General features: G+C 52.2%; 24 protein-coding genes and 3 tRNA genes. 8 read left to right on the top strand and 19 right to left on the bottom strand.

Going from position 1 to position 25,233, the window contains the following annotated elements:
• Positions 1–34 precede the first annotated feature (34 nt).
• The 3 genes from yjiA to btsT all read right to left on the bottom strand — a co-directional run bounded on the left by yjiA (position 35) and on the right by btsT (position 3,459).
• A complete protein-coding gene (gene yjiA / locus SK33_RS20320; RefSeq protein ID WP_003019163.1) occupies positions 35–991 on the bottom strand; it encodes a GTPase in 957 nt (318 codons plus the stop codon).
• A gap of 12 nt (positions 992–1,003) precedes the next feature.
• Complete coding sequence (locus SK33_RS20315; protein WP_003830038.1) at positions 1,004–1,198, bottom strand: YbdD/YjiX family protein; 195 nt, start codon at positions 1,196–1,198, stop codon at positions 1,004–1,006.
• A gap of 110 nt (positions 1,199–1,308) precedes the next feature.
• On the bottom strand, positions 1,309–3,459 hold the full coding sequence (btsT, locus tag SK33_RS20310; RefSeq protein ID WP_048219778.1) for a pyruvate/proton symporter BtsT: 2,151 nt from the start codon (positions 3,457–3,459) through the stop codon (positions 1,309–1,311).
• 365 nt (positions 3,460–3,824) lie between these two features.
• Here btsT and tsr point away from each other — a divergent pair, with 365 nt between their 5' ends.
• Positions 3,825–5,486 (top strand): methyl-accepting chemotaxis protein, encoded by a 1,662-nt coding sequence (tsr, locus tag SK33_RS20305; protein WP_003019155.1) that lies wholly within the window; start codon positions 3,825–3,827, stop codon positions 5,484–5,486.
• 85 nt (positions 5,487–5,571) lie between these two features.
• Here tsr and SK33_RS20300 read toward each other — a convergent pair whose 3' ends face one another.
• The 3 genes from SK33_RS20300 to SK33_RS20290 all read right to left on the bottom strand — a co-directional run bounded on the left by SK33_RS20300 (position 5,572) and on the right by SK33_RS20290 (position 8,629).
• Positions 5,572–6,087, bottom strand: coding sequence for a GNAT family N-acetyltransferase (locus SK33_RS20300; RefSeq protein WP_048219777.1), 516 nt, complete (start codon positions 6,085–6,087; stop codon positions 5,572–5,574).
• 52 nt (positions 6,088–6,139) lie between these two features.
• Positions 6,140–7,501, bottom strand: a complete 1,362-nt coding sequence (locus SK33_RS20295) for an MFS transporter (RefSeq protein WP_003019150.1) — start codon at positions 7,499–7,501, stop codon at positions 6,140–6,142.
• A 213-nt stretch (positions 7,502–7,714) separates the two neighbouring features.
• Complete coding sequence (locus SK33_RS20290; RefSeq protein ID WP_003019148.1) at positions 7,715–8,629, bottom strand: GntR family transcriptional regulator; 915 nt, start codon at positions 8,627–8,629, stop codon at positions 7,715–7,717.
• A 136-nt stretch (positions 8,630–8,765) separates the two neighbouring features.
• Here SK33_RS20290 and SK33_RS20285 point away from each other — a divergent pair, with 136 nt between their 5' ends.
• A complete protein-coding gene (locus SK33_RS20285; RefSeq protein WP_032948468.1) occupies positions 8,766–9,788 on the top strand; it encodes a zinc-binding alcohol dehydrogenase family protein in 1,023 nt (340 codons plus the stop codon).
• Between the two features lie 13 nt (positions 9,789–9,801).
• Positions 9,802–11,247 carry a tagaturonate reductase gene (locus tag SK33_RS20280; protein ID WP_048219775.1) on the top strand — a complete coding sequence of 482 codons (1,446 nt, stop codon included), beginning with the start codon at positions 9,802–9,804 and terminating at the stop codon, positions 11,245–11,247.
• Positions 11,248–11,290: 43 nt separating this feature from the next.
• Here SK33_RS20280 and opgB read toward each other — a convergent pair whose 3' ends face one another.
• The 6 genes from opgB to SK33_RS20250 all read right to left on the bottom strand — a co-directional run bounded on the left by opgB (position 11,291) and on the right by SK33_RS20250 (position 17,019).
• Entirely contained in the window at positions 11,291–13,582 is a 2,292-nt protein-coding gene (gene opgB, locus SK33_RS20275; protein ID WP_048219773.1) for a phosphatidylglycerol--membrane-oligosaccharide glycerophosphotransferase, read from the bottom strand.
• A gap of 231 nt (positions 13,583–13,813) precedes the next feature.
• Entirely contained in the window at positions 13,814–14,305 is a 492-nt protein-coding gene (locus tag SK33_RS20270; RefSeq protein WP_003830016.1) for a DUF2501 domain-containing protein, read from the bottom strand.
• Positions 14,306–14,375: 70 nt separating this feature from the next.
• Positions 14,376–15,113: a DNA replication protein DnaC gene (gene dnaC / locus SK33_RS20265; protein WP_003019133.1), complete on the bottom strand. Its 738-nt coding sequence runs from the start codon at positions 15,111–15,113 to the stop codon at positions 14,376–14,378.
• A gap of 2 nt (positions 15,114–15,115) precedes the next feature.
• Positions 15,116–15,655, bottom strand: a complete 540-nt coding sequence (dnaT, locus tag SK33_RS20260; RefSeq protein ID WP_003019130.1) for a primosomal protein DnaT — start codon at positions 15,653–15,655, stop codon at positions 15,116–15,118.
• Positions 15,656–15,778: 123 nt separating this feature from the next.
• Positions 15,779–16,252: a threonine/serine exporter gene (locus SK33_RS20255; protein ID WP_003019127.1), complete on the bottom strand. Its 474-nt coding sequence runs from the start codon at positions 16,250–16,252 to the stop codon at positions 15,779–15,781.
• Complete coding sequence (locus tag SK33_RS20250) at positions 16,243–17,019, bottom strand: threonine/serine ThrE exporter family protein (RefSeq protein WP_003019122.1); 777 nt, start codon at positions 17,017–17,019, stop codon at positions 16,243–16,245. The genes SK33_RS20255 and SK33_RS20250 overlap by 10 nt, the downstream gene beginning before the upstream one ends.
• 462 nt (positions 17,020–17,481) lie before the next feature.
• On the opposite strand from SK33_RS20250, the gene SK33_RS20245 reads away from it, so the two are divergent.
• Together SK33_RS20245 and bglJ are read left to right on the top strand one after the other, a co-directional pair.
• Positions 17,482–18,207 carry a helix-turn-helix transcriptional regulator gene (locus tag SK33_RS20245; RefSeq protein WP_003019119.1) on the top strand — a complete coding sequence of 242 codons (726 nt, stop codon included), beginning with the start codon at positions 17,482–17,484 and terminating at the stop codon, positions 18,205–18,207.
• Positions 18,168–18,845, top strand: a complete 678-nt coding sequence (gene bglJ, locus SK33_RS20240) for a DNA-binding transcriptional activator BglJ (RefSeq protein ID WP_048219770.1) — start codon at positions 18,168–18,170, stop codon at positions 18,843–18,845. Before SK33_RS20245 ends, bglJ begins: the two co-directional genes overlap by 40 nt.
• A gap of 58 nt (positions 18,846–18,903) precedes the next feature.
• Here the strand turns inward: bglJ and SK33_RS20235 are convergent, their stop codons facing one another.
• Positions 18,904–19,362, bottom strand: coding sequence for a YbaK/EbsC family protein (locus SK33_RS20235; protein WP_003019114.1), 459 nt, complete (start codon positions 19,360–19,362; stop codon positions 18,904–18,906).
• Between the two features lie 236 nt (positions 19,363–19,598).
• Between SK33_RS20235 and SK33_RS20230 the strand changes: the two genes are divergently transcribed.
• Positions 19,599–19,739 (top strand): hypothetical protein, encoded by a 141-nt coding sequence (locus SK33_RS20230; protein WP_008322136.1) that lies wholly within the window; start codon positions 19,599–19,601, stop codon positions 19,737–19,739.
• A complete protein-coding gene (locus SK33_RS20225; RefSeq protein WP_003829998.1) occupies positions 19,729–21,072 on the top strand; it encodes a PTS cellobiose transporter subunit IIC in 1,344 nt (447 codons plus the stop codon). The genes SK33_RS20230 and SK33_RS20225 overlap by 11 nt, the downstream gene beginning before the upstream one ends.
• Before the next feature lie 29 nt (positions 21,073–21,101).
• On the opposite strand, the gene fhuF is transcribed toward SK33_RS20225, so the two are convergent.
• Together fhuF and SK33_RS20215 are read right to left on the bottom strand one after the other, a co-directional pair.
• The gene (fhuF, locus tag SK33_RS20220) at positions 21,102–21,890 is read right to left on the bottom strand and encodes a siderophore-iron reductase FhuF (protein WP_048219768.1); all 789 of its coding nucleotides are present in this window, start codon (positions 21,888–21,890) and stop codon (positions 21,102–21,104) included.
• A 108-nt stretch (positions 21,891–21,998) separates the two neighbouring features.
• Entirely contained in the window at positions 21,999–23,075 is a 1,077-nt protein-coding gene (locus tag SK33_RS20215) for a GGDEF domain-containing protein (RefSeq protein WP_048219767.1), read from the bottom strand.
• A gap of 255 nt (positions 23,076–23,330) precedes the next feature.
• Here SK33_RS20215 and SK33_RS20210 point away from each other — a divergent pair, with 255 nt between their 5' ends.
• On the top strand, positions 23,331–23,567 hold the full coding sequence (locus SK33_RS20210) for a DUF1435 domain-containing protein (RefSeq protein WP_003019100.1): 237 nt from the start codon (positions 23,331–23,333) through the stop codon (positions 23,565–23,567).
• 40 nt (positions 23,568–23,607) lie between these two features.
• On the opposite strand, the gene SK33_RS20205 is transcribed toward SK33_RS20210, so the two are convergent.
• The 4 genes from SK33_RS20205 to rsmC form a co-directional block, all read right to left on the bottom strand.
• A tRNA-Leu gene (locus SK33_RS20205) sits at positions 23,608–23,693 on the bottom strand.
• A 32-nt stretch (positions 23,694–23,725) separates the two neighbouring features.
• Positions 23,726–23,811: transfer RNA gene (locus tag SK33_RS20200), tRNA-Leu, on the bottom strand.
• Positions 23,812–23,839: 28 nt separating this feature from the next.
• Positions 23,840–23,926: transfer RNA gene (locus SK33_RS20195), tRNA-Leu, on the bottom strand.
• Positions 23,927–24,147: 221 nt separating this feature from the next.
• A complete protein-coding gene (gene rsmC / locus SK33_RS20190) occupies positions 24,148–25,179 on the bottom strand; it encodes a 16S rRNA (guanine(1207)-N(2))-methyltransferase RsmC (protein ID WP_003829990.1) in 1,032 nt (343 codons plus the stop codon).
• Positions 25,180–25,233: the final 54 nt, after the last annotated feature.

Below are 25,233 nucleotides of genomic sequence, written 5' to 3'. Positions count from 1 at the left end.
ATGGCGGCTGCGCCTTATCCGGCCTACAAAAAATCTACTTCTTCAATCCCGCAAACGCGGCTCTGATCTCGTCTTCCGGCAGATTAATACCAATAAACACCAGTTGGCTGTACGGTTGTTCGTCGCCCCACGGGCGGTCCCAGTCGGCGCTGTATAGGCGCTGGACGCCCTGGAACAGCAGGCGGTTTGGTTCGCCTTCAATCCACAGCATGCCTTTGTAGCGCAGCAGCTTCTCGGCGGATTCCAGCAATAGATTTTCCATCACCCTGGACACGTCGCTGATGTTCACCGGGTAATCCAGCTCGACGACGATCGAGGAAATATCGTTTTGTTTGTCGGCGATAAAGTGGAAGCGCGGTTTGGCGCTGACCACGTTCTCTTCCAGCATAAAACCGTTGGTGTCGAACAGTTGCGCGAGGTCGATATCGCCATGCGTCACGGTGTAAATCGGCGCACGGGCGTTGATGCGCGCCAGGCGCTCACGCAGTTTTTCGCTTTCACCTGCTACGTCGGTTTTGGTCAGCAGGATGCGGTCGGCGTAGCCTACCTGCGACTGGGCAATGGTGAACTGGTTCATCTGCTCGTCGGCATGCACCGCGTCAACCAGCGCAATCACACCGTCCAGCAGGTAGCGTTCGCAAATTACTTCATGGGAGAAAAAGGTCTGAATAATCGGGCCGGGATCGGCCATGCCGGTGCATTCGATCACCAGACGGTCGAAATTGATGGTGCCTTTGTCGAGGTTGTCGAGCAGATCGAGCAGCGCGTCTTCCAGTTCGCTCGAACGGGTGCAGCAGATGCAGCCGTTGGTCAGGGTTTTGATCTGTGTTGCGCGATCGCCAATCAGCTGATCGTCCACCGAGACTTCGCCGAATTCGTTTTCGATAACGGCAATCTTGTAACCGTGCTGCTCGTTGAGAATATGGCGCAGCAGGGTGGTTTTACCCGCGCCAAGAAAACCGGTGAGTAGGGTAACTGCAATCGGGGTCATTCACTTCTCCTTCTAACAGCAACTGCTTCCGCCGCTACCGTAGCGGGCTTCCTGGCGCTCGCGGAAGAATTCTTCGTAGGTCATGTACGGCTTATCGGGATGGTTGGTCTTCATGTGCTCGACGTAGTTGTCGTAGTCCGGAATGCCAATCAGCATTTTCGCCGCCTGACCGAGATATTTTTTTGCCTGACCTAAAGTACCAAACATTCTGCCGTCCTGTTAATGAATAAAGCCGGATGGCGGCTTGCGCCTTATCCGGCCTACATACTGCACATTTTGTAGGCCGGATGAGCGCAGCGCCATCCGGCAATTACGGCTTAATGATGTGAAGAGGTTTTCACGCCGCCTTCCGGCACCGGTACATACGGTGTCTCTTTATCAGATCGACCGTCGATGGCGCGGGCTTTCTGCCAGGTACGGAACCCGTAGAAAATGATGCTGTACACCACCACCAGGAACAGAATACTCAAGCCTGCGTTGGTGTAGTTGTTGACGACGATGTGGTTCATGTTGGCAATCTGTTGAGCGGTCAGTTCGCCGCCGTTAGCAATCTTCTCTTTGTACTGATTCGCCATGAAGAAGAAGCCTTCCATCTGCGGGTTGGTGCTGAACAGTTTCAGACCCAGCGCCCAGGTGGTGCAGATAAGCAGCCATACTGCCGGAACCACGGTAACCCAGATGTATTTGGTGCGCTGCATTTTAACCAGCACCACGGTGCCGAGAACCAGCGCCACGGCAGCCAGCATCTGGTTAGAGATACCGAACAGCGGCCACAGGCTCTTAACGCCGCCCAGCGGGTCAACAACACCTTGATACAGCAGGTAACCCCACAGGCCTACGCAGCCCGCAGTACCAATGATACCCGCAACCAGAGAGTCGGTTTTCTTCAGGAACGGAACGAAGTTACCCAGTAAATCTTGCAGCATAAAGCGGCCAGAACGGGTACCGGCGTCCAGTGCGGTCAGGATGAACAGCGCTTCGAACAGGATACCGAAGTGGTACCAGAAGCCCATGTCAGCCATCGGCAGCACTTTGTGGAACACGTGGGCGATACCAACGGCCAGCGTCGGTGCACCACCTGCGCGGTTCAGAACGGACGGCTCGCCGATGTCTTTCGCGGTTTGCAGGATCTGCTCAGGCGAAATCACAAAGCCCCAGGAGCTGACGGTTGCCGCTGCGTGTGCGGTAACGTCTTTCAACTGCGCCATAATCAGCGGGGCGTTCTCACCGCTCATTTCATGCAGGTTCGGCATGGTGATGCCAAGGCCCGCAGGCGGGGTGTTCATTGCGAAGTACAGACCCGGTTCGATGATGGATGCAGCAACCAGTGCCATAATCGCCACGAAGGATTCCATCAGCATCGCGCCGTAACCAATGAAACGCGCGTCGGTTTCACAGGCCAGCAGCTTCGGTGTAGTACCGGAAGCGATCAGCGCGTGGAAGCCAGATACCGCACCACACGCGATGGTGATGAACAGGAACGGGAACAGAGCGCCTTTCCACAGTGGGCCAGTACCATCAACGTACTGGGTCATCGCCGGCATTTTCAGTTCCGGGTTGAGGATAACAATCCCCACCGCCAGACCGACGATAACGCCGATTTTCAGGAAGGTCGCCAGATAGTCGCGCGGGGCGAGGATCAGCCATACCGGCAGCAGCGCAGAGATAAACGCGTAACCGATCAGGGTGAAGGTAATAGTGGTGTCTTTAAAGGTCAGCGCCGGGCCCCAGTACGGGTCGTGCGCAATCACGCCGCCGAAGTAGATGGAGGCAACCAGCAACACAATACCAATCACCGACACTTCGCCCACGCGTCCTGGGCGCAGGAATCGCATGTAGATCCCCATGAACAGCGCGATAGGTACGGTTGAGCAGACGGTGAACACACCCCACGGGCTTTCAGCCAGTGCTTTCACCACGATCAACGCCAGTACTGCGAGGATGATGATCATGATTAAGAAGCAGCCGAACAGCGCAATGGTTCCCGGGATCGGGCCCATCTCTTCTTTGATCATCTCACCCAGAGATGCGCCGTTACGGCGAGAAGAGATAAACAGCACCATGAAGTCCTGTACTGCACCGGCCAACACTACGCCCGCCAGCAACCACAGCGTACCAGGCAGGTAGCCCATCTGCGCGGCCAGTACCGGCCCAACCAGCGGACCTGCACCTGCGATAGCAGCAAAGTGGTGACCAAACAACACGTTACGGTTGGTTGGAACGTAGTTCAGACCATCATTGTTGATGACCGCCGGCGTGGCGCGCGTCGGGTCAAGTTTCATCACCTTTTGGGCGATGTACAAACTGTAGTAACGATAAGCCACCAGATAAACAGAAACTGAGGCGACTACGATCCACAGGGCACTAATGTGTTCACCCCGACGTAATGCCACTACCGAGAGGCAGAATGCACCGATGATTCCGAGAATCACCCAGGGTATGTGCTTGAATATCTTTTTCGTATCCATAGTAAAACCTGGTATCTAATTAATAATTGGCCGAAGCCGCGTGGGTTAGATCTTGTGTTTGAGGAGGTTATTTGACTGCTATGTTGGGGGGATCTTGCCAGAGAATTACGCGCGTAAAGTAAGGTAAATAAGTGAGCGGTTGTATGTCAGCTTAAGCGGTCCCAAGTGTCAGCGAGCGGTAAGCGGTGGGGACTAACGGGTATATTTATGTGATTGAGATCACTAATAAACCCGCTTAGCGCTTTGGCAGACGGCGTAGATCGACGAATCGTCGATGCTGAGATCGATTCAACTAGCACAAATTTCATAAAGTTTTCCCTTTCCAGGCCGAAAATTCTGACATCTGTCTAGCGGAAAGAGAAAACATGTTAAAACGTATGAAGATTGTTACCAGCTTACTGCTGGTATTGGCGCTATTTGGCCTTTTACAGCTCGCCTCGGGCGGCTTGTTTTTTAACTCACTTAAGAATGACAAAGAGAACTTTACCGTTCTGCAAACCATTCGCCAGCAACAGTCTGCGCTGAACGCCACCTGGGTTGAGCTGCTGCAAACGCGTAACACCCTGAATCGGGCAGGCATTCGCTACATGATGGATCAGAGCAATATCGGCAGCGGCGCGACCGTTGCCGAGCTGATGCAGGTGGCGAGTACGGCGCTGAAGCTGACGGAAAAAAACTGGGCGATTTACGAGTCGCTCCCGCGCGATCCGCGCCAAAGCGAAGCCGCTTTCCAGGAGATCAACCGCACCTATGACATCTATCACGGTGCGCTGGCGGAGCTGATCCAGTTACTGGGTGACGGGAAGATCAACGCGTTCTTTGATCAACCGACGCAGAGTTATCAGGATGGTTTTGAGAAGCAGTATATCAATTACATGCAGCAGAACGATCGCCTGTATGACATCGCTGTGGAAGATAACAACAGCTCTTACAGCCAGGCGATGTGGGTGCTGGTTTGTGTGCTGATCACCGTTCTGGCGGCGATTATTGCGGTCTGGTTTGGTATCAAACTGACTCTTATTTCCCCAATGAACCGTCTGATTGACAGCATTCGTCATATCGCCAGCGGCGATCTGGTGAAGCGTATTGAAGTGGAAGGTTCCAACGAGATTGGGCAACTGGCGGAAAGCCTGCGTCACATGCAGGGTGAGCTGATGAACACCGTGGGTGACGTGCGTAACGGCGCCAATGCGATTTACAGCGGGGCCAGCGAGATTGCGATGGGCAATAACGATCTCTCCTCGCGTACCGAACAGCAGGCTGCATCTCTGGAAGAAACCGCAGCCAGCATGGAACAGCTGACGGCAACTGTGAAGCAGAACGCCGAAAACGCGCGTCAGGCCAGCCATCTGGCGCTGAGTGCGTCGGAAACCGCGCAGAAAGGCGGCAAAGTGGTGGACAACGTGGTGCAAACCATGCGTGATATCGCTTCCAGTTCGCAGAAGATCGCCGACATTATTAGCGTCATCGACGGCATTGCCTTCCAGACCAATATTCTGGCACTCAACGCCGCAGTAGAAGCCGCACGTGCGGGCGAGCAGGGCCGTGGATTTGCGGTGGTGGCGGGTGAAGTGCGTAACCTGGCCCAGCGTAGTGCACAGGCCGCGCGCGAGATTAAGAGCCTGATTGAAGACTCGGTCAGCCGTGTGGATGTCGGTTCAACGCTGGTTGAAAGCGCCGGTGAAACCATGGATGAGATCGTTAATGCGGTAACCCGCGTGACCGATATCATGGGGGAAATCGCCTCTGCTTCTGATGAACAGAGCCGCGGTATTGATCAGGTTGGTCTGGCCGTTGCCGAGATGGATCGTGTGACGCAGCAGAACGCCTCGCTGGTGGAAGAGTCCGCCGCTGCCGCTGCCGCGCTGGAAGAGCAGGCCAGCCGCCTGACTCAGGCCGTTGCCGTGTTCCGTATTCAGCATGACCAACAGCGCGCGCGTGACGTTGCGGCCGCTAAACCGGTTTCAACAGTCCAGCCGCGTAAAGCCGCGGTAGCGGATGCCGGGGATAACTGGGAAACGTTCTAAGACTGTGATGCCGGATGGCGCTATCGCTTATCCGGCCTACGGGAATGTTACGTAGGCCCGATAAGGCGTAGCCGCCATCGGGCAATTAGCGCAACATCAGGCGCATGGCGCAGCGCGATTCATATGCCAGTCCATGCGCTGCTTCCTCTTCTCTTTTCTGGAGCAACTTTGCAGGCAGCGTCTCTTCAGCCAACATTTCAAATCCCAGTCGCGCGTACCATGGCGCATTCCACGGCACATCGCGGAAGGTGGTCAGCGTAAGCGACGTGTAACCTTTCTCGCGCGCCTGTTCGGCAACATAGCAAATTAATCGGCGGCCAATTCCTTTTCCCTGCCACTCCTGATGCAGCGACAGTTCTGCAATGAACAGCGATGAATCCAGCGTTTCGGCGACTAAAAAGCCGACCGGATGCTCATCGGCCTGCGCCAGCCAGCTCAAGCCAGTGGCGGCAAATGCCTGATGCTGAGCAGCCGATATAATCTGGTCATCAGCAATCCACGCCAGTTCCGGGATCTGTAAAAAACGTTGCCCCGCAGATCGTTCGATGGCGGGAAGAGCGGCTGTGTCTGCCAGAGTAGTAGCGCGTAAGGTGATGTTCATACGAGGAGCATAACATGCCCGATAAGCACGGTGTTATCGGGCATCTGGAGGATTAATCTTTACGTGGATCGCTAATGGGCTGGCGAACCAGGAAGATGTAGGCAAGGGCCCCCACCATGGTGACGCAGCCACAGATGATCAGCGCCAGGCGGAAAGAGTTGGTGGTATCAACAATAAATCCGGTGACGATCGGCGCAAACGATGCGCAGATAAAGCTGGCAAAGTTCTGGATACTGCCCACGGAAGCGGTCATGCGTGAGGCGACGGCGACGTGGATCAGGCCCCAGCACGAGGTACCGGCGAAGTGGATACAGAACAGCGCCATACCGATCAGTAACACGGCGGCCATCGACGTTGTGGCCTGCGGCACAACGAAGGTGAAGGCTGCAGAGCAGAACATCCCGGCGATTATACAAATCTTACGGCTCTTAATCGGCGCCATACCGCCTTTTACCAGCCAGTCGGTGACAAAGCCGTTAATCAACATGCCGGCTGCGCCAAACAGGAACGGGATCGCCGCCATTAATCCGGTGCTTTTTAAATCCAGGTTGTAGGAGGTTTGCAGGTAGCCCGGCAGCCAGGCCAGGTATAACCATGCGGTATAGTTGATGCCGCTAAAGCCCAGCATCATGCCCCACATGGTACGGTTGCGAAACAGGCTGCGCCATTCGGCAAAGCTCAGCGGATCTCGGCGGGCATTGACGCTACCAGCGTTCAGGTACGCTTGTTCCGTGGCGCTCAGCTCAATTTGCTCGCGGTTGCGATACAGCATGTACCAGCCGATGGCGAGGAAAATACCCAGCACGCCAATGGTGATGAACATCCAGCGCCAGCCCATTACCAGCATCATGGCAGCCAGAATCGGCGGGCTAATGGCAACCCCGATGGTGGAGGCGGCGTTGAATAATCCCATCGGGCGGCCGCGCTCTTTGATGTTAAACCAGTCGTTGATGACCTTTACGCCGCACGGGTTCATTGGCGCTTCACCAATCCCCATCCCGATACGTACCAGCACAAACTGAGTGAAGGTATGCACCATGCCGGACATCGCCTGAAACAGCGACCAGAAGAACATCCCCAGCCCCAGCATAATGCGCGGACCTTTGCGATCCAGCAGCGGGCCGCAGGGCAATTGCGCAATACCATAAGCGAGAGAAAATACCGACAGCAGCACGCCGATTTGCGTGGCGCTCAGCCCCAGTTCTTCACGAATCGTTAAGTTGGCGACCGACAGAGAACTGCGGTCGAGGTAATTAATAACCGCAGCAAAAAATAATAAAATCATTGCCGTGGTTTGAATGCGTTTTATTCGGCTACTGCGTTGCACCATGCCCTCAGGCGGAACATTAATATCCGCAGATGATGACGTGCCAAACGAAGAACTCGGGTCGAGGGTAATATTATTTTTTTCCACGCCGGACTCCTGAACCTCAATAATTTATTTTTCACACAGCAGGACTGTGCAGTATTGAAAAAATACCGGTGATGAATCAATTTGCTCATCACCGCTCACAAAAGTTTTTAATGCAGTCGACTTAGCGTGAGCATAGGCAAGAGGTATTTTTCAGGCGTTTTTATTTTTATAAAATCGTGCTCCCGGTAATGATTTGCTGTTTTTTATCGGTACTTAATGGGCGGCGCTATGACTCTGGTTGATGGAACGAATCATTGATTGTTTGGCTGAATTCAAATGGTTACAAAGCGCCAGGGTGGCATCCAGGTCGCTGCGGCAGATCAGCGCGCTGAGGATGGTCATATGCTCATCGATGGCAATGATGTTGCGTTGTTTGAGGTCGCTCTCATCCCACTGATAGTGGAAGTGGAAAATCACGGAGATGATTTCAAGTGATTGATTGAAAAATATATTATCGGCAGCAGAGAGCAGCAAGGCATGAAACTCACGGTCTAACTGCGAGAACATACGAAAGCTGCTGCCGATGCTGTCGCGCAGGATCCGGTGGCGTTCCAGCAGCGTTTTCGCTTGCAGCCAGCGTGGGTCATCGTCGGGCAGATTGAGAAAATGTTGCAGGGAATGGGTTTCCAGCATTTCTCTGAGTTCAAACAGCTGCTCCGCATAGGCCTGATCGAACTGCTTCATGCTCCACTGACCGCGTTTTTCGTTTTTGATCAGGTTGTAACGTTCGAATTTTAAAAGATATTCCCGTACGACTACCGGACTGACGCCCGCGGCTCTGGCAAGCTGCAGTTCGGAGAAGCTCTCGCCTGCACGCAGCTGGCGCTGGTTGATCATGGTGAAAAACGCCTGCTCAAAAATCCTGTTTTGCTCAGTCATGGAGGCGGTGGTGCAGGCAAAACCGTCGTCATGGTCGGGTTTACGCACGATAACATAGTGGCTGCCGACCTGGGTCAGAACGCCGCACTCGCCTAAGTGGCTCAGCATATGACGCACAGTGGTGCGGCTGATGTTGTACATCTCCGCTAATGCGCTTTGCGACGGGAGAGGGGAAGGGATATGACCACGCGCCATATCATCGATAATCTGGTTAATCACATTGTGGCGTAAGTTCTGCGAACGGCTCATGGCTTCTCCTTTTTATCTATTAAAACCCGATTTAAAACATTTTTATGCGCTGGGATTCACAGATTGTGTTTCTGCTTTCTCCGTCTTTTTTATTTTCGTTGATATCTGAGGAAACAAAAAACAGGAGAGCAGAATCATGTCTACGATGAATACGTTGATTTGCCAGGAACCTAAAAAATTAGTCTGGAAAGAACGCGAAATACCTATTCCGGGTGAGAGCGAAGCATTAATAAAAATTAAATCGGTAGGGATTTGTGGTACCGATATTCATGCCTGGGGTGGCAATCAACCTTTTTTCAGCTACCCACGTGTATTAGGGCATGAAATATGTGGGGAAATTGTCGGGCTGGGTAAGAATATACAGAATCTGAAAAATGGTCAGCAGGTGGCGGTTATTCCTTACGTGGCCTGCCAGCAGTGTCCGGCATGCCTGAGCGGGCGCACCAACTGCTGCGAGAAGATTTCAGTAATTGGCGTGCACCAGGATGGCGGTTTCAGTGAATATTTGTCCGTTCCGGTGACCAACCTGCTGGATGCGCAGGGGATTGACCCGCAGGCGGCGGCGCTGATTGAGCCTTATGCCATCAGCGCGCATGCGGTACGCCGGGCGGCGGTGGCGTCGGGTGAGCAGGTGTTGGTGGTCGGCGCTGGTCCGATTGGCCTGGGGGCAGCAGCGATTGCCAAAGCCGATGGCGCACAGGTGGTGGTCGCCGATACCAGTCCGGCGCGCCGAGACCATGTGGTTTCCCGCCTGGGACTCCCGGTTATCGACCCATCCGCTGAAGATTTTGATGCGCAGCTGCGCGCTCAGTTTGGCGGTTCGCTGGCGCAAAAGGTGATTGATGCCACGGGGAATCAGCATGCGATGAATAACACGGTGAATTTGATTCGTCATGGTGGCAGCATCGTTTTCGTTGGGTTGTTTAAAGGCGATTTGCAGTTCTCTGACCCTGAGTTCCACAAGAAAGAGACCACCATGATGGGCAGTCGCAACGCCACGCCGGAAGATTTCGCCAAAGTAGGCCGCCTGATGTCGGAAGGCAAATTGACCGCCGACATGATGCTTACGCACCGTTACGCGTTTGCCACACTGGCTGAAATCTACGAGCGGGATGTAATCAACAACCGTGAACTGATTAAAGGCGTGATCACGTTCTGAGAGGGAAAACAGGATGAAAACATTGAATCGACGTGATTTTCCGGGAGCCAGCTACCCAACGCGTGTGATCCAGTTTGGAGAAGGTAACTTTCTGCGGGCGTTTGTCGACTGGCAACTGGATATCCTCAACGAGCATACCGATCTGAACGCTGGCGTGACTATCGTTCGGCCAATTAATACCGATTTCCCGCCGTCGCTGAATACCCAGGACGGGCTGTATACCACGCTTATTCGCGGGCTAAACGAGCAGGGTGAGGCGGTGAGTGAGGCGCGGCTTATCCGGTCGGTGAATAACGAAATCAACCCGTACCAGGATTTCGCGGCGTATCTGGCGCTGGCGCACAATGCAGATATCCGTTTTGTGTTTTCAAATACTACCGAAGCCGGAATTAGCTATCACGCGGCAGACTGTGTGGATGATGCGCCGCCAGTGAGCTTTCCGGCCAAACTGACGCGCCTGCTGCTGGAGCGCTTTAACCACTTTGAGGGCGCGGTGGATAAGGGCTGGGTAATTATCCCGTGCGAGCTTATCGACTATAACGGTGAGGCGCTCAAAACCCTGGTGCTGCGGTATGCGCAGGAGTGGCAGCTTCCTCCGGCATTTGCCGACTGGGTGGAGACGGCAAACACGTTCTGTTCCACGCTGGTTGACCGTATTGTCACCGGCTACCCGCGCGAAGAAGCCGCTGCGCTGGAGGCTACACTTGGCTATCATGATGCGTTTCTCGATACCGCGGAGCATTTTTACCTGTTTGTGATCCAGGGGCCGCAGTGGCTGGCAGAGGAGCTGAAGCTGGCGCAGTGTCCGCTGAATATCCGTGTAGTGAGCGATATCAAACCGTACAAAGAGCGCAAAGTCGCTATTCTCAATGGCGCGCATACGGCGCTGGTGCCGGTGGCGTGGCTGTGCGGGTTGGAGACCGTTGGCGAGGCGATGCAGGATGCTGATATCCGCCGCTTTGTCGAGCGGGCGATTAGTGAGGAGATTATTCCGGTGTTGGATCTCCCGGCGGACGAACTGCGAGAATTTGCCGACGCGGTGAGCGGGCGTTTTCAGAACCCCTACATTCGCCACCAGTTGCTTTCCATTGCGCTTAACGGGATGACTAAATTCCGCACCCGAATTTTGCCGCAACTGCTGGCGGGTGAGCAAAATGGGCGCTGGCCAGTGCGGTTAACGTTTGCCCTCGCTGCGCTGCTGTCGTTTTATCGCGCAGAGCGTAACGGGGAACGCTATCCGATACAGGATGATGAGCAGTGGGTAAGCCTCTATGCCAGCCTGTGGCCGCGAGTTGGCAATGATTTAACGCTGCGTGAACTGGTGGATTCAGTGCTTGGCGATGCGGCGCACTGGGGAGAGGATTTGACGTTGTTACCTGGGCTTGCCGGGCAGGTGACGGCCAACCTGGAGATGATTCTGGTGCAGGGTATGCGCCAGGCGGTGAACAGTCTGGAATAAGGTTGCCATGCAGCGCCCGGTGTGGTGTTGGGCGCTGTTTTTTTTATCCCTGAGCAGCCACTATTTTGATTTCAACCATCCCGATCCCCAGCTTACGCGGTGAGTGACCGAGAATATTGCCCTCGTTGGTGGCGACCGGATCGGGTGGAACAATAACCAGCGTATCGGCATCCGCCGGGTTATCAAAATGTAAGGTAGTGGTGCTGACGTCATGGCCTAACACCAGCGTCTGTTCCTCGTTGCCAACGCGCACGGGGATCGGACGATTGGCATTGTCGCCGAAGGCTTTCGCGGTAATGACCAGATCGAATTTCTTCGGCAACGGGGCTTTGTACTCTATCGTTACTTCTTCGCTGAGCTGCGCATTGGACCAGCGTCCCCAGGATTCGGGGCGTGAAATACCGCTAAATTGTTTCACCTCTTCCGGCGCGCCCGCCACGTTGAAAACGAAGCTATCTGCTTTGTAGCGAATGTCGTTATCGACAATTTTCAGCGTATCGACGTTACCTTTGTAGCGCTCCATGTCGATCACCGTATCTTTAAATACGGTTTTACTTTTCCATTTGGCTTTGTCGACGTGCTGCACAATTTGCTGCCCGCCTAACTGACCCTGTGAAACGCACCAGTCGGTAGAAAGCGCCAGCTCCGGCGCCCACAGTTGCGCCATTTTGTAGCAGCGATCGACCCAGACAAAGTTATCGCGCGGGGCAAAATCAGCCAGCTGGAAGCGCAGCGGGGCCGAGTATTCGCTTTCCGGCAGCGGCTCGACGCGTTTGTCCGATACACGCAGCAGCAACGGCAAGCGGAAATGGCTGCCGGAGAAGGAGATCATATTTTTGTCCTGGTCGACGGTGAACTCTTTCATCTCTTTCGGGAAATTCCACAGGCGAATGATATCGGGCTTCCACGCCAGCATTTTTTCTTTAATGTTCAGGAATACTTCCGACACGGATTCGCTCGACAAGCTGCTACGGCCAAGACCGATAAAGTTATCGCCGCCGAGAATATCCAGTACCGTTGCGCCGTTATCCATCGTATTACGTTTTACCGCCAGCGTGTCCTGTTGCGGTTGGTCGCCGCGCAGCACGAAGAACAGGTTGTTACGATCCTGCTTGTTCAGATACTTCCATGCGGTGTTGTTCATCGCCAGATGATCGGAAGAAACAACGATAACGGTATCTTTAAACCACGGCGATGCTTTGATTTTATTGATAAATTCGGCAATGTTTTCCTGGCTGCAACTGACCGCGCTGAACGACTGGTTGGCCTTCCCGTCGATGTCATAACGTTTACGGTTGCAGCTACGTGAGATAAATCCATCCGGATGATGGGTATCCACGGTCAGGTTAAACAGTGAAAAACGCTGGCCCGAGCGCGAAAGCTCTTCGAATTTTTTCCATGCTGCGTCCAGCACGGTATCGTCGTAGAAGCCCCAGTCGTTACGATAGGCCGGGTCCGCCACCACGCTTTTTAACTCTTCCGCACCGTACAGATGGTCAAAGCCGTGAGATTTCAGGAACACGTCTTTGCCGGCAAAGCGCAGGTTGGCACCCTGCACAAAGTAGTTCTGATAGCCGGAGTTTTTCAGGATATCGCCCAGACAGATATTGTTAGGGAAGAAACTTGAGACCGACGCCGAGGCGTTGCCTTCAAATGGCGCAAACAGCGGAATACCGCACTGGGAGGCGACCATCCCGGCGATGGTGTAATCGGTACCCGGCAGTTGCATGGTATTGCTGAAATCCAGACCTTCATTTTTTAACGCGCCGAGTTCCGGGGTCAGATCCGGGAACGCGTCGTTATTAAAATAGGTGCGCTCGAGGCTCTCACCGTAGATATACACCAGGTTCAGCTTCGGGTTGGGAATGGTTTTCGACGGCTCTTTATAATACGTCGTGAAATCCGGATCGCCATCGCGCGACTGCGACTTCACCAGTTCGGTTATCTGGTGAAAAGCCGGGCTGGCGTCAACGGAGGCCAGCGCCAGCAGCAGGGCCAGCAGACTGTAACCCACATGATGCGGGTGATGGCGACGGCGGCGCAGGATCCAACCGAGCGCGACAAAAACCGTCGTCAGCGCCAGCGCGATGCCGACCCCCGGCAAAATATATTTTCCAATCCCCGCGCCGGTCAGGCTGTTGGTCAGCGTGTAGAGTACCGCGTCATTGATCCCGTCGCCGGTGAAATAGTCACTGGCGTACAGCGTGATATTCAGGACAATAAAAATCCCCAGCACCGTTAACGTGGCGGCAAACCACCAGGTGTTGCGACCCGCTTTCCAGGCGTAAATCAGCACTGAAGCGAGAAACAGAGTGATGGAGATTAATTCTGACAACGGTCGATCCTCAATAAACCGGGCACATGCCTGGCAGGCTAATCATTAGGGGAAAGCACAATGTAATAGCGATGTTATATTGCTGCAATTGTAGTGACATTAAATTACGTTGTTATTCAGAATTGGTTTAGATATGTGTGTTTTTTGCAGGGGATTTACTAGTTATTTAACGTGTGAATGTAATGGGGTAAAAAATAGATGCCGCGCAGGTTATACGCGGCATGTCGTGCGTCAGGAAATGAAGTTCATGCCCTGTTTTAACACCAGATCGCAGGCCTTGGTTTTAACCTGCTTCGCCAGCGAGCTGTTGCCAATCGTGTTCAGGTCCAGCTGTTGACCATCTTTGGCGTTGAGCAGACCCTGAATCCCGTCCATATAGTTGGTGTCTTGCTTCTGCTCAGGAGCACTGAGCCCCAGTTTATCCAGCACCTGGTTTTTGACGTTTTGCGTGTCGGTGACCGAGGCCAGCTTCTGTTTCGCGCAATATTCCAGGATCCCGGCGGCGTTATTCATGCTGCTGGAGGTCAACGACTGATTACTGCCATTCAGCAGGCTGGTCAGGGAAGAGAGCGACGAGCTGCTTTGCGAGCCGGAGCTTTGTTTGCTCAGCTCACTGGCCGCGCTGGAGAGCGAGTCCTGCCAGGAGGCAGCGAAAACGCTGGTGGAGATGAGCGTGCTGGCGGCAAGCGCACAGCACAGCAGACGTTTGGTAGTTTTCATCATTATATGCAACTCGTGTTATGCCTTTTCAGCGCAGTATAGCGCTGGCAGTCTTAGGAGTGGTCCTAATACGTTAATACTCTTTACCGGTGACCCGACTACGGTAGCTTTCCCAGTTAAAAATGACCCACAGGCTGTTGCCAAGGCGCATACGATCCATCACGCGCTCGCCCAGCAGCTTGTTCATTTCATCCATATTGCTGTTAGTTAACATGCCGGTCGGACGTTTTGAGGATGAACGGCGATCGACAATCTGATTAATAATCACTTTTTCATAGCGGGATTCGGTCTGCATGCCGATCTCGTCGATCACCAGCAGATCCACATTGCTCAGATCGTTGAGCAGCTGTTCTTCGCTGGTTTCACGATTGCTGAACGTCTCTTTCATCGCCGACATGATATCGGCCACGGTAATGATCAGTACCGACTTGCCGCGCAATAGCAGTTCGTTGCAGATGGCGGCGGCCAGATGGTTTTTGCCGGTGCCGGGTTTGCCGGAGAAGATAAAGCTGGCGATGTTGCCGTCAAACTCTTCAACGTATTGGCGGGCTTTGCTCAGGGCGTTCATCTGACCTTCGCACTCAACCCGATAGTTTTCGAACGAACAGTTCTGATGCAGCGGACGGATACCGGAACGGTTGAATGTGCGCTGCATTTTCATGGCCCGGTTTTCGCGGGCCAGCGCTGCGGCACGAATTTCACCTTGCTCTTTTTGCCATGCCAGCAGCTCCTCGCCCGTTTTAAAGGCGGGCTCGACATTAGGTGGCATCATTTTTTGCAGACGTTTCATCAGGTCACCAACGTTTTTCATCGTTATCCTCTAAAACCCGGTGGAATGTGGCTGTCAGGTTCACTGACGCTGTTCACATCGCGCTTTGGCATTCCGCCATTGCTGGCCCGTCCAATCTGAATGCTGCGCGCCAGTTTTTGCTGCCACTGAATATGGTGAAAGACTTTGCCTTCAGCCTGCCAGTAGGCAACAAATGAGGCCAGTTCTTCAGCAGTAACCGGCTCTCGCAACGCTACGCCCCATAAAGCGGCCTGACGCTGAAAATCGGCATCAGGCTGCCAGGCAGCGTACATCGCAAATTTCCCCATTGGCACGGCAACGGGAGCGGTTTGCGGCTCTTCATAAAATTGATCATCCAATGTCACATCGCTTCCCGGGCGTGACAGTTTCTCCTCAAGCGCCAACAGCTCAGCCAGTCTCGCAGGCGTCACCGCGTAAAACGCTGGTGCATTGTTAGCGAATACGGCTACGGCGCCACCCGCAGACTTGGCCAGCACAGCGTGGTGATCGTGTAGTAAGGCGTCAATGCTCGTGACGTCTGGCGTCAAAATTTTGCAGGGCATAATGTTTCTCAATACTGAACAACAACCGAGAAGGGGACTGCTTTTATAGTAACACAGAGAAGAAGGAGAGCAGCAGGTGAGGGGAGATTCCCCTCTCTGCACGGCATTAAAGAAAGTGTACCGTCAAACGCGTGGACGTTTGCGATACAGCCATAATCCTGGCACGGACAGACCGATGGAGAGCGCACCGACAATCGATGAGGCTTTCAGGAAGTTGGTCAGCAGGGTAATCATCAGCACTTCGCTGTAACCAAAATGGCCGATTTTTACCGCTGAGATCATGGCTGTGTAGGCGGAGATCCCCGGAAACATAGGGATCACTGCCGCGACGGTGAAGACTTTCGGATGCGCCAGATACCAGCGCGACCACTGGATCCCAATGCAGCCGACCAGCAGCGACGCCATAAATGTTGACCATTCAATATTAAACCCTGCGGTCATCATCACCATTCGTGAGCCGTGACCGAGTGCACCGAGTAATGCGCACCATGGGAGCGCCCGATGGGGGACATTGAATACCATGGCAAAGCCAAGCGCTGGGATCGCCGACAGGATCATATCCTGCATCAGCGCCAGTATGAAATCGATCACGCCCATCCGCGCAGCCCCCATAAGGTCATCGACACGATCACGCCAATACAGGTCGCCAACGTAAGCAGACTGGCAATAGCCCAGCGAGCGAGTCCGGTATTAATGTGTCCCTTAAACATATCCGCGACGGAGTTGATCAACGGAAAACCCGGAACCAGCAGTAGCACGCTGGCGGCCATAGCGATAGTCGGAGTATTACTAAAAGTCGGCAACGTCAGCAGCAAGCCTGAAATGGTGGTCGCCACAAAGGCGGTGATGCAAAAATTGATTTGCGGATGCAAATGCCGGGATGCCAGTATCTGGCGGATATACATCGCCACCATGCTGGCGAAAAAGGTGATCACCGCACCATCCCACCCGCCGTTATTGAGTTTACAAAAACAGGCGCAGGATAAACCGACCATCAGGGCGACCAGCCATCTTGGATAGCGCAGTGGTTTAATCTGGCTAAAGCGTTTCTCTACGCCTTTAACATCCAGCAGTTTATGTTCCGCCAAAATGACAATGTGCTGCACTTCTGTCACGACGTGCATATTAATGCCGCGATCTTGATTTTTTCGCGTTGATGTCAGGCATTGCCCGTCTTTAATGGTGGTCAGGACGATAGCGTTAGAGGAGATAGCGCTTTCTACACTATCCATGCCAAGCGCCAGCCCGAGGCGGGTGGAAAGCTCGTCAACCAGCGCGCTTTCTGCCCCATGCTGAAGTAAAAAAAGACCGCATTGAATACATAACCGTGTAACCGTTCGCTGTGACGACTGCTCTGTTTGCATGGTTCGCTCTGACTGAAAAGGATCTCTTTGAGTGACGAATGTTTACTTTTATCATGAAGCATGAGCCCGCTGGCTCTGGCTAAGATCAATCTTTGTGTCGAAAAAAGACACCGACGATACGGTTATGGCATATTAACACTCCCCACCCGCCGAGGTATGAGAGGGCGCATGACTGTAATGTAGCGTTATTTATCCGGATGGCAAATACATAAGCCATGCTAACGACCTATTGTAGTTATTTTAATTTTACAAATAACGTATTTATGCGTAATCATGTAATAATAGCTTGACAGTTTGGCTTTATCTGGATTGTAGTGCCAATACTTTTATTTTAATAAACGCCAAGGATAAGCAATTCACCCCGTTTATTGTTCGGAGTATTTTCTCGTGAATTAATGGCTATTAATTTATTCGGGAAAACTGAATTAAGTACGATTACGGACTGGTGAGTGTGGAGGGGATATGTTGCAAGGACGCTGCAAAAACGCAATTATTATTAGTAAATCACCGATTATACAGACCGGGCTTAAAGGTATAATACAGGCGCAGTTTGCCGATTACGAACTCACATACTGTCGTTCTGTTGAAGAGCTAACATTATTACAACTACGGTACGCTGATTTGGTGATTGCTGATTTAACTGGAGACTGCAATTATCCTCGTTCAGTCTGCGAACAATATTATTCTTTATTATCTCAATACCGTGATATTCACTGGGTCTTTCTCGTCTCTCGTATTTTTTATCCTTTGGCTATTGAGCTACTGATGTGTCCTGTCAGTTCGCTACTCTCTGATGCAGAGCCGATAGAAAGTTTAGTGAGCGTCATTCACGCAGGAAATGCGCGAGCAGAAAGAATAAGTAAGACACTACTTTCTCCACCTGCCATGCCGCAATTGTTAGATCATAGCGCGCGCTCAATAGTCCTCACTCTCTCTGAAAGGAAAGTGCTGCGCCTCCTTGGGAAAGGCTGGGGAATTAATCAGATTGCGATGTTGCTGAAGAAAAGCAATAAAACAATCAGTGCCCAAAAGAATAGCGCTATGCGTCGTTTGTCGATAAATAGCAATGCAGAAATGTATGCCTGGATAAATAGTTCTCAAGGATCGCGAGAACTTAATTTACCTTCAGTTTATGGAGAAACCACGGAATGGAAAGCAGAATCATCAAAAGAAACGTTGCACTGGTAGAAAAGTGTACAATGAGCAGTGTAGGTATTAATAGTTTATTTAATACCATGCCAGATGACCAATATAAACTTCATCTCTTTTCTAGCCAGCCCACTTTTAGTCAGGCAATGTTAAAGATGTCGTTTTCGGCAGTTATTTTTTCTCTCTCTGCAATCAGAAGCGATCGCAGAGCTGGGTTGGCCTATTTAACGGAACTGGCGATAAATTTTCCACGGATTCGCCGTGTGGTGATTGCCGATGATGACGCTGAAGCGCGTTTAATTGGCTCCTTGTCCCCCTTGCCGCTGGATGGCGTTGTGAGTAAAGCTTCTTCGTTAACGGTGCTACAGGACGCTTTATTTACGGCGTTAAGCAGCCCAAGCCGAGGAACCGAAAGCACGAAAAACCATTGGTATATTAATCAAAGCCGCATACTCAGTCCAACAGAACGAGAAATTCTGCGCTTTATGTCGAATGGATATTCAATGCCGCAGATAGCCGTTCAGTTGGAGCGGAATATTAAAACCATTCGGGCACATAAATTTAATGTGATGTCTAAACTGGGCGTGAGCTCAGATGCCGGACTGCTTGATGCGGCAGATATCCTGCTGTACCTGCGCGCAGGTGAACCCGCTCCATTTCTACAGGCGGTTTCTTAACGGCAATGCTAATCGTAACGTGCTGGTGTGAGCAACCGGCACGGGGCGTATTATAACCTTACTGACAGACATCCACCCAGGTGGCAGAAGTTAGTTCAGCCATTCTCTCAGGCGTAATGCGAACAGCGCTGTGGATGGCACCTGCGGCAGGCAACACTTCAGCGTAGTGCTTCAGAGAAACATCACAGTACACTGAAATCGGTGTTTCTAATCCGAAGGGGCAAACGCCGCCAACGGGATGCCCCGTCGCGCTCACGACCTCATCACTACTCAACATACGGGCTTTGGCACCGAACGTACTCTTTAGCTTTTTATTATCCAGTCGGGCATCACCTTTTGCCACGACCAGGATGATGTCGTTCTTCACCTTTAGCGAAAGTGTTTTCGCTATCTGACCAGGTTCAACGTTATGGGCTTTTGCTGCCAGATCAACGGTTGCTGTGCTCTGATCTAATTCGATAATCTCAATATCTGGTGCATGTTGCGCCAGGAATTGACGTACTGATTGCAAACTCATTCTTCTCTCCCTATCGCTTACAGATAACCCTGCACAGCAGAAAACATGCAGGATGTAATTTGTCATAGGGGCAACCGCACTGTAAATATTTTATTGTAACAACATAGCAACATTAGCAGTTTTTCGATCGTCTTCACAATCAAAGAAACCGGTTACAGTAACCGGTTGCAGAATGCTGAAATGACGATTAATACTGAAGTTGTCACTTCCTCTGTATCACATAATAAGAGCCATCTATGAAACTTAACTCGAATAGCGGTAGTGCTGGTGTTCCTCCCGGCACGGTTGCGAAAAGTGGTAATGGGCTTTACGTGGTGGTGTTGATGCCAACACGGTTGCAGGATTTTGCACAACGGGAGAACGGCTATGTCTACTAACCATGCTGTGTTTAACGTGATTTTCCGCTTTGTTGAAAACTATGTTAGCCCTGTTGCCGGGCGCATCTCTTCACAACGTCATGTCATGGCTATTCGTGACGGTTTTATTTCGGCGATGCCTTTTATGATTGTAGGCTCTTTTCTGCTGGTTTTTGCCTATCCGCCATTTTCTCCGGATACCACCTGGGGATTCGCCCGTGCGTGGCTGGATTTGGCAAAACAGTTTGAAGGCCAAATCCTCACACCGTTTGATATGACGATGGGGATCATGTCGGTCTACATATGTGCGGCTATTGCTTATAACCTGGGCAAGCACTATGTGAAGTCGCATCAGTTAGATCCGTTTATGTGTGCGATGCTATCAATCATGGCTTTTTTGCTGATTGCCGCGCCAAAAACCAAAGGCACGATGCCGGTTGATAGTCTGGGAGGAACGGGGATTTTCACCGCCATCCTGGTAGCCATTTACTGCGTTGAAATGATGCGCTTCCTGAAGGCGCACAACATTGGCATCCGTTTACCCGATCAGGTGCCGCCGATGATCAAAAACTCTTTCGATCTGCTGATCCCGGTGCTGGTGGTGGTGCTAACGTTGTACCCGCTAAGCCTGGTGATACAGTCGCAGTTTGACATGCTGATCCCGCAGGCCATTATGGCTATTTTCAAACCACTGGTGTCGGCTGCAGATTCTCTCCCAGCGATCCTGCTGGCGGTATTGATCGGCCATCTGCTGTGGTTTGCCGGTATTCACGGCGCGGCTATTGTGTCGGGAATGCTGCAAATGTTCTGGCTCACCAATCTCGGGATGAACCAGTCGGCGCTGGCGCAGGGTGCGCCGTTGCCGCATATCTTTATGGAAGCGTTCTGGACATTCTTCATTGTGGTTGGTGGTTCCGGCGCGACGATGGGGTTGGTGATTTGCTATCTGCGGAGTCGTTCCGCTCATCTACGCTCGATTGGGCGTCTGAGCGTGGTCCCCAGCATTTTTAATATTAACGAACCGGTGATATTCGGTACGCCGATTGTCATGAACCCGGTGTTTTTTATCCCCTTCCTGCTGGCTCCGATGGTGAATGCGGTACTGGCGTGGGCGGCGATGAAACTGGATTTAATTGGGCGGGTAATTTCAGTGGTTCCATGGACGGCCCCGGCACCGGTTGGCGCCGCATGGGCGTTAGGTTGGGATTATCGTGCGGCTATCCTGGTGGTGCTGTTGGCGCTGGTATCGGCCGTTATCTACTTCCCGTTCTTTAAGGTCTACGAAAAGCAGTTATTAGCGCAGGAAAAAGAAGAAGCGCAGCGTATGGAAGAGGAAAACCAGCAGGTTGCATAAATATCTGGCGAGGGGCTACGGCTCCTCGCTTACTTCAGCGTGCAGTCTCCGCATTGCTGAACGTCAGGCAGGCGATAGCGTTGGCAGCAGGTTCTGCGCACTAACAGCCCTTCACGCGGAACAACGGTACGCCATAAAGGATTATCCTGACCGCAGGAAAGTTGTTTCTCAAAAAAGCAGGTCTGGCGCAGCGTGGTCAGCAGTTCTTCACCTAACAACGGCTTCATTTCCGTTAAATACCAGTGAATTAAGTATCCGGTGTTGCTCCAGATAAGCTTTGCGTTGATCTCACCCGTCGCTTCCAGCGCCTGCACAACCGGCGTTAGCGCTGAGATAATCAGCGTTTCCATGCGTTGTTGAGGAGACAGGGCTGTAGCCAGATGATCCTGATGGACATCGAGCCAGAAGCAGGCTGCTCGGCCCGTTTCGTGGAATTCTACGTGCATGTGTTCAGGAGAGACGTCTATAGCCTCCTTTTGCGTCAGCAGGGCCACCATTAACGGAGGCATCATCAGACCGATATACCATTGCGCCCAAAGAGATATCAGGGGCTTATTTTCGCGGGGCAGCGTGGGCTGGTTGCGATAGATATGATCTGAATAAATAGCGAGCAATGAACTTAGCGTCGTCGGTTGCGTCCATTCATGCAGCGTCATTGCACCTGGCACAGGCGTTTCGTCAAGACGAATGAAGTCCAGCAAGTGCTCGCGAGTTTTGGCTATCGTTGCGCGTACGGCAGCAGCCAGCGAGGGCATCTCTGAGGGGAGATGGCTACGCCAGATGACATCTTCAACGATCGGTGCGGAACGATAAGCCATGTCGATATAAGGATGTTAATCTTAATGATAATGATTGCTAATCCTATAATTGGTGTTAAGCGATAGCAAGATCTTTGTCGCCATCTCGGGTGGCACCGCACAGAAAACTCAGGTAGAAGGGCAGTTTACCCGTAGCTCATCGCTGGCCAGAGTATTGTTACGCCCAAGATTCTTCGCCTCGTAAAGGGCTTTATCCGCTTTGGCAATAGCAGCATCAATATCCTGTTCGACCAGAGGTGCAATGCCGATACTGACGGTTACGTTGGTTGCCACGCTCTCATTAAACATGTGAGGGATTTTAAGGTCGTACACTTTCTGGCGGATACGTTCGGCGGCTGCCTGGGCCTGCTGTGGATCGACCGCGGTCAGCAAAATCATAAACTCTTCACCGCCAAAACGCGCCACCACATCCCTGGAGCGGACGGAGTCTCGGATGGCGGCAGAAACACGGATCAACGCCTGGTCGCCCATCATATGTCCGTAATGATCGTTATAGGATTTGAAATGGTCGATATCCAGCAGCAGAACGAAGTGTCTCGAATTACTTAGGGCCAACAGCGTATCGAGCCGGTGTTGCAGCCCCCGGCGATTATACAAACCGGTTAGCGGGTCGAGCATGCTGAGCCCGTTCAGGGTTTCTCGTTCTTCCAGCAGTTTGTACATCAGCTGCTGAGCGAATCCATCGTAGCGCTTTTGTATCACATGCTGGATGGCGATACCGGCCATAGGCAGCGCCATAAAATAGAAAATCCGCAAACCATGCTCGCTGCCGTTAAGCCATAAACAAACGGCGACGGAGGGGAGTGAGTGGAGCGTAAACGCGATGATATTATTGGCAAAAGCGATAGAGCCAATAAACAGTACGCTGAGAAGCGCTATTAACAGGAAATAATAATCATTCTGACCTAAAGCATTATATTTCAATAATATGTGTAACGCCCATAACAAGCCAAAAACGATTGAAATAAAAGGGAGATTAATTCTTTTATCTGCGTATTTCCCATGCCATACCAGCAGCAGTGTACTCATCACCAGTATCAGCAACGCCGATACTGATAAGGCTTTGACCGCAAACAGTGGGAAAAAAAGCGTAAACAGCGCGGAGACTGCGTTGAGCAGCAGAAACAGTCGTAAAGAGAGTTGGTATTTTTTGGTGCGCAGAGTTCGCCAGGATTGTACTGTCATAGGTAAATATTGTTAGTTATCTGCAATGTACGAAGGTGTGTTGGTAAATAAAACAAATAACGAACGGGGTATCATTCGCAGAGGTTTTTATTGTTTTTAGTTGAAGAGCTAACCGGTGAGCAATTTATCACCTTGGATTATTCATGTCATCAATCGTTAAGTAAAACTCATATAATTGATAGTGCTTCACGGCTGACAAATGAGAAATTTTATCATATGATATTGGTTATCATTATCAATGTCATAGGTGGAATCATGTTGCAACGTACGCTGGGCAGTGGATGGGGTGTTTTGCTGCCGGGAATGCTGATTGCCGGGATGGCATATAGCGACCTGTCGGTCTACGTATGGAAGGTGATGATTGTATTAGGATTACTACTGACTTCGCTCATGTTGTACCACAAGCGTTTACGGCACTTTGTTTTGTTACCTTCATGCGCGGCGCTGATAGGTGGCATTGTTCTGGTAATGATGAACTGGAATCAGGGATGAACAAAACTAGGGAAGGAAATCGAGAGGGAAATAAGATAATTGGTGCGAGGGGGGGGACTCGAACCCCCACATCCTAAGGACACTAACACCTGAAGCTAGCGCGTCTACCAATTCCGCCACCTTCGCACAGTCATCTTATTTTTTTGATATCGCCTCGTTGGTGCGAGGGGGGGGACTCGAACCCCCACATCCTAAGGACACTAACACCTGAAGCTAGCGCGTCTACCAATTCCGCCACCTTCGCACAGTGCGAGCAATATCAACGTGGATTATGGTGCGAGGGGGGGGACTTGAACCCCCACGTCCGAAAGGACACTAACACCTGAAGCTAGCGCGTCTACCAATTCCGCCACCTTCGCATACCATCGACACTCAAAAAGTATCGTTACCACGGAGGCGAATTCTAGAGATTTTATGCAGGGCGTCAACTGTTAATTATCGAACTTAACGTGATTGCCGAAAAAAAAGGCGTTTCTTCGGCTTTGGCGTTTTATGCAGGCCGGATAAGCGATAGCGCCATCCGGCGTTGCTCGATGTCACGCCGGATGGCGGCGTAAACGCCTTATCTGGCCTGCAGCGGTTAGGCTTTTTTCGCCTGGCGCGTCATGATGGTGCGATAGACCTTGAAGCGCCCGGTCTGCGCGATAACTTCGTGGAAGCCAAACACTTCATCCAGAACCTTCGGATAAGGCAGGAAGGCGTTTGCCACGATACGCAGTTCACCGCCACTGTTCAGATGACGCACGGCGCCGCGAATCAGCGTTTGCGCGGCATCAAGGCTGGTCTGCATTCCATCGTGGAACGGTGGGTTGGAGATGATCATATCAAATCGGCCCGTTACGTCAGAAAAGACGTTACTGGCGATGACGTCACCTTCAATGCCATTGGCTGCAAGCGTTGCACGGCTGGCTTCAACGGCGGCGGCGCTAACATCGCACAGGGTTAAGCGCACTTTCGGCGAGTGGCTGGCTAAGGCGACGGAGAGAACGCCTGCGCCACAGCCGACATCCAGCACTTTGCCTTTGGTGTGCGGCGTCAGCGTGGAGAGCAGCAGTTGGCTGCCAACATCCAGGCCGTCACGGCTGAAGACGCCCGGCAGCGTTTTGATGGTCAGATTTTCTGTCTGGTATTCATCCCAGTATTTTTCTGCATCAAAGACCGGCTGTTTTTCCAGACGACCGTGGTACAGGCCACAGCGACGTGCGCTGTCGACTTTGTTTAACGGTGCGTATTCGGCCAGCATCTGCTCTGCGCTACGTACGCCGCTGCGATTCTCACCGACAACAAAAATATCGGTGCCAACCGGTAACAGCGACAGAATGTTCATCAACTGGAACTGGGCTTCTGGCTTATTCTTTGGCCAGTAGTAGATCAGCGTATCGCTATCGGCAACGTCATCGGCCTGCGCGACGAGGCTGAAGCGGACGTTGTCGCCCATCTGGCGGTTAAGCACCTGCCAGTGGTGAAGTTGCTGAGTGTGCGCTCGGCTGGCGGCACTTTCAAAATGGGCAGGCAGGTCATCCTGCAAATCACCGGCAAACAGAATACGGCTTTGTTCGAAATCATCACTGTGGCGCAGCAAGACTTCACTTGCCGGGGTAAAAGCAGACATGGAATGCTCCTTAAATTGTACAGCGGGGGATTATAGTTGTTTGATGGCACGGAT

Origin of the sequence: Citrobacter sp. MGH103 (assembly GCF_001034475.2) — a bacterium.
In the GTDB taxonomy this organism is placed as follows: Bacteria; Pseudomonadota; Gammaproteobacteria; order Enterobacterales; family Enterobacteriaceae; genus Citrobacter; species Citrobacter freundii.
Note: the sequence above shows the minus strand (reverse complement) of the source record. Positions and strands in the feature narration are given on the sequence as shown.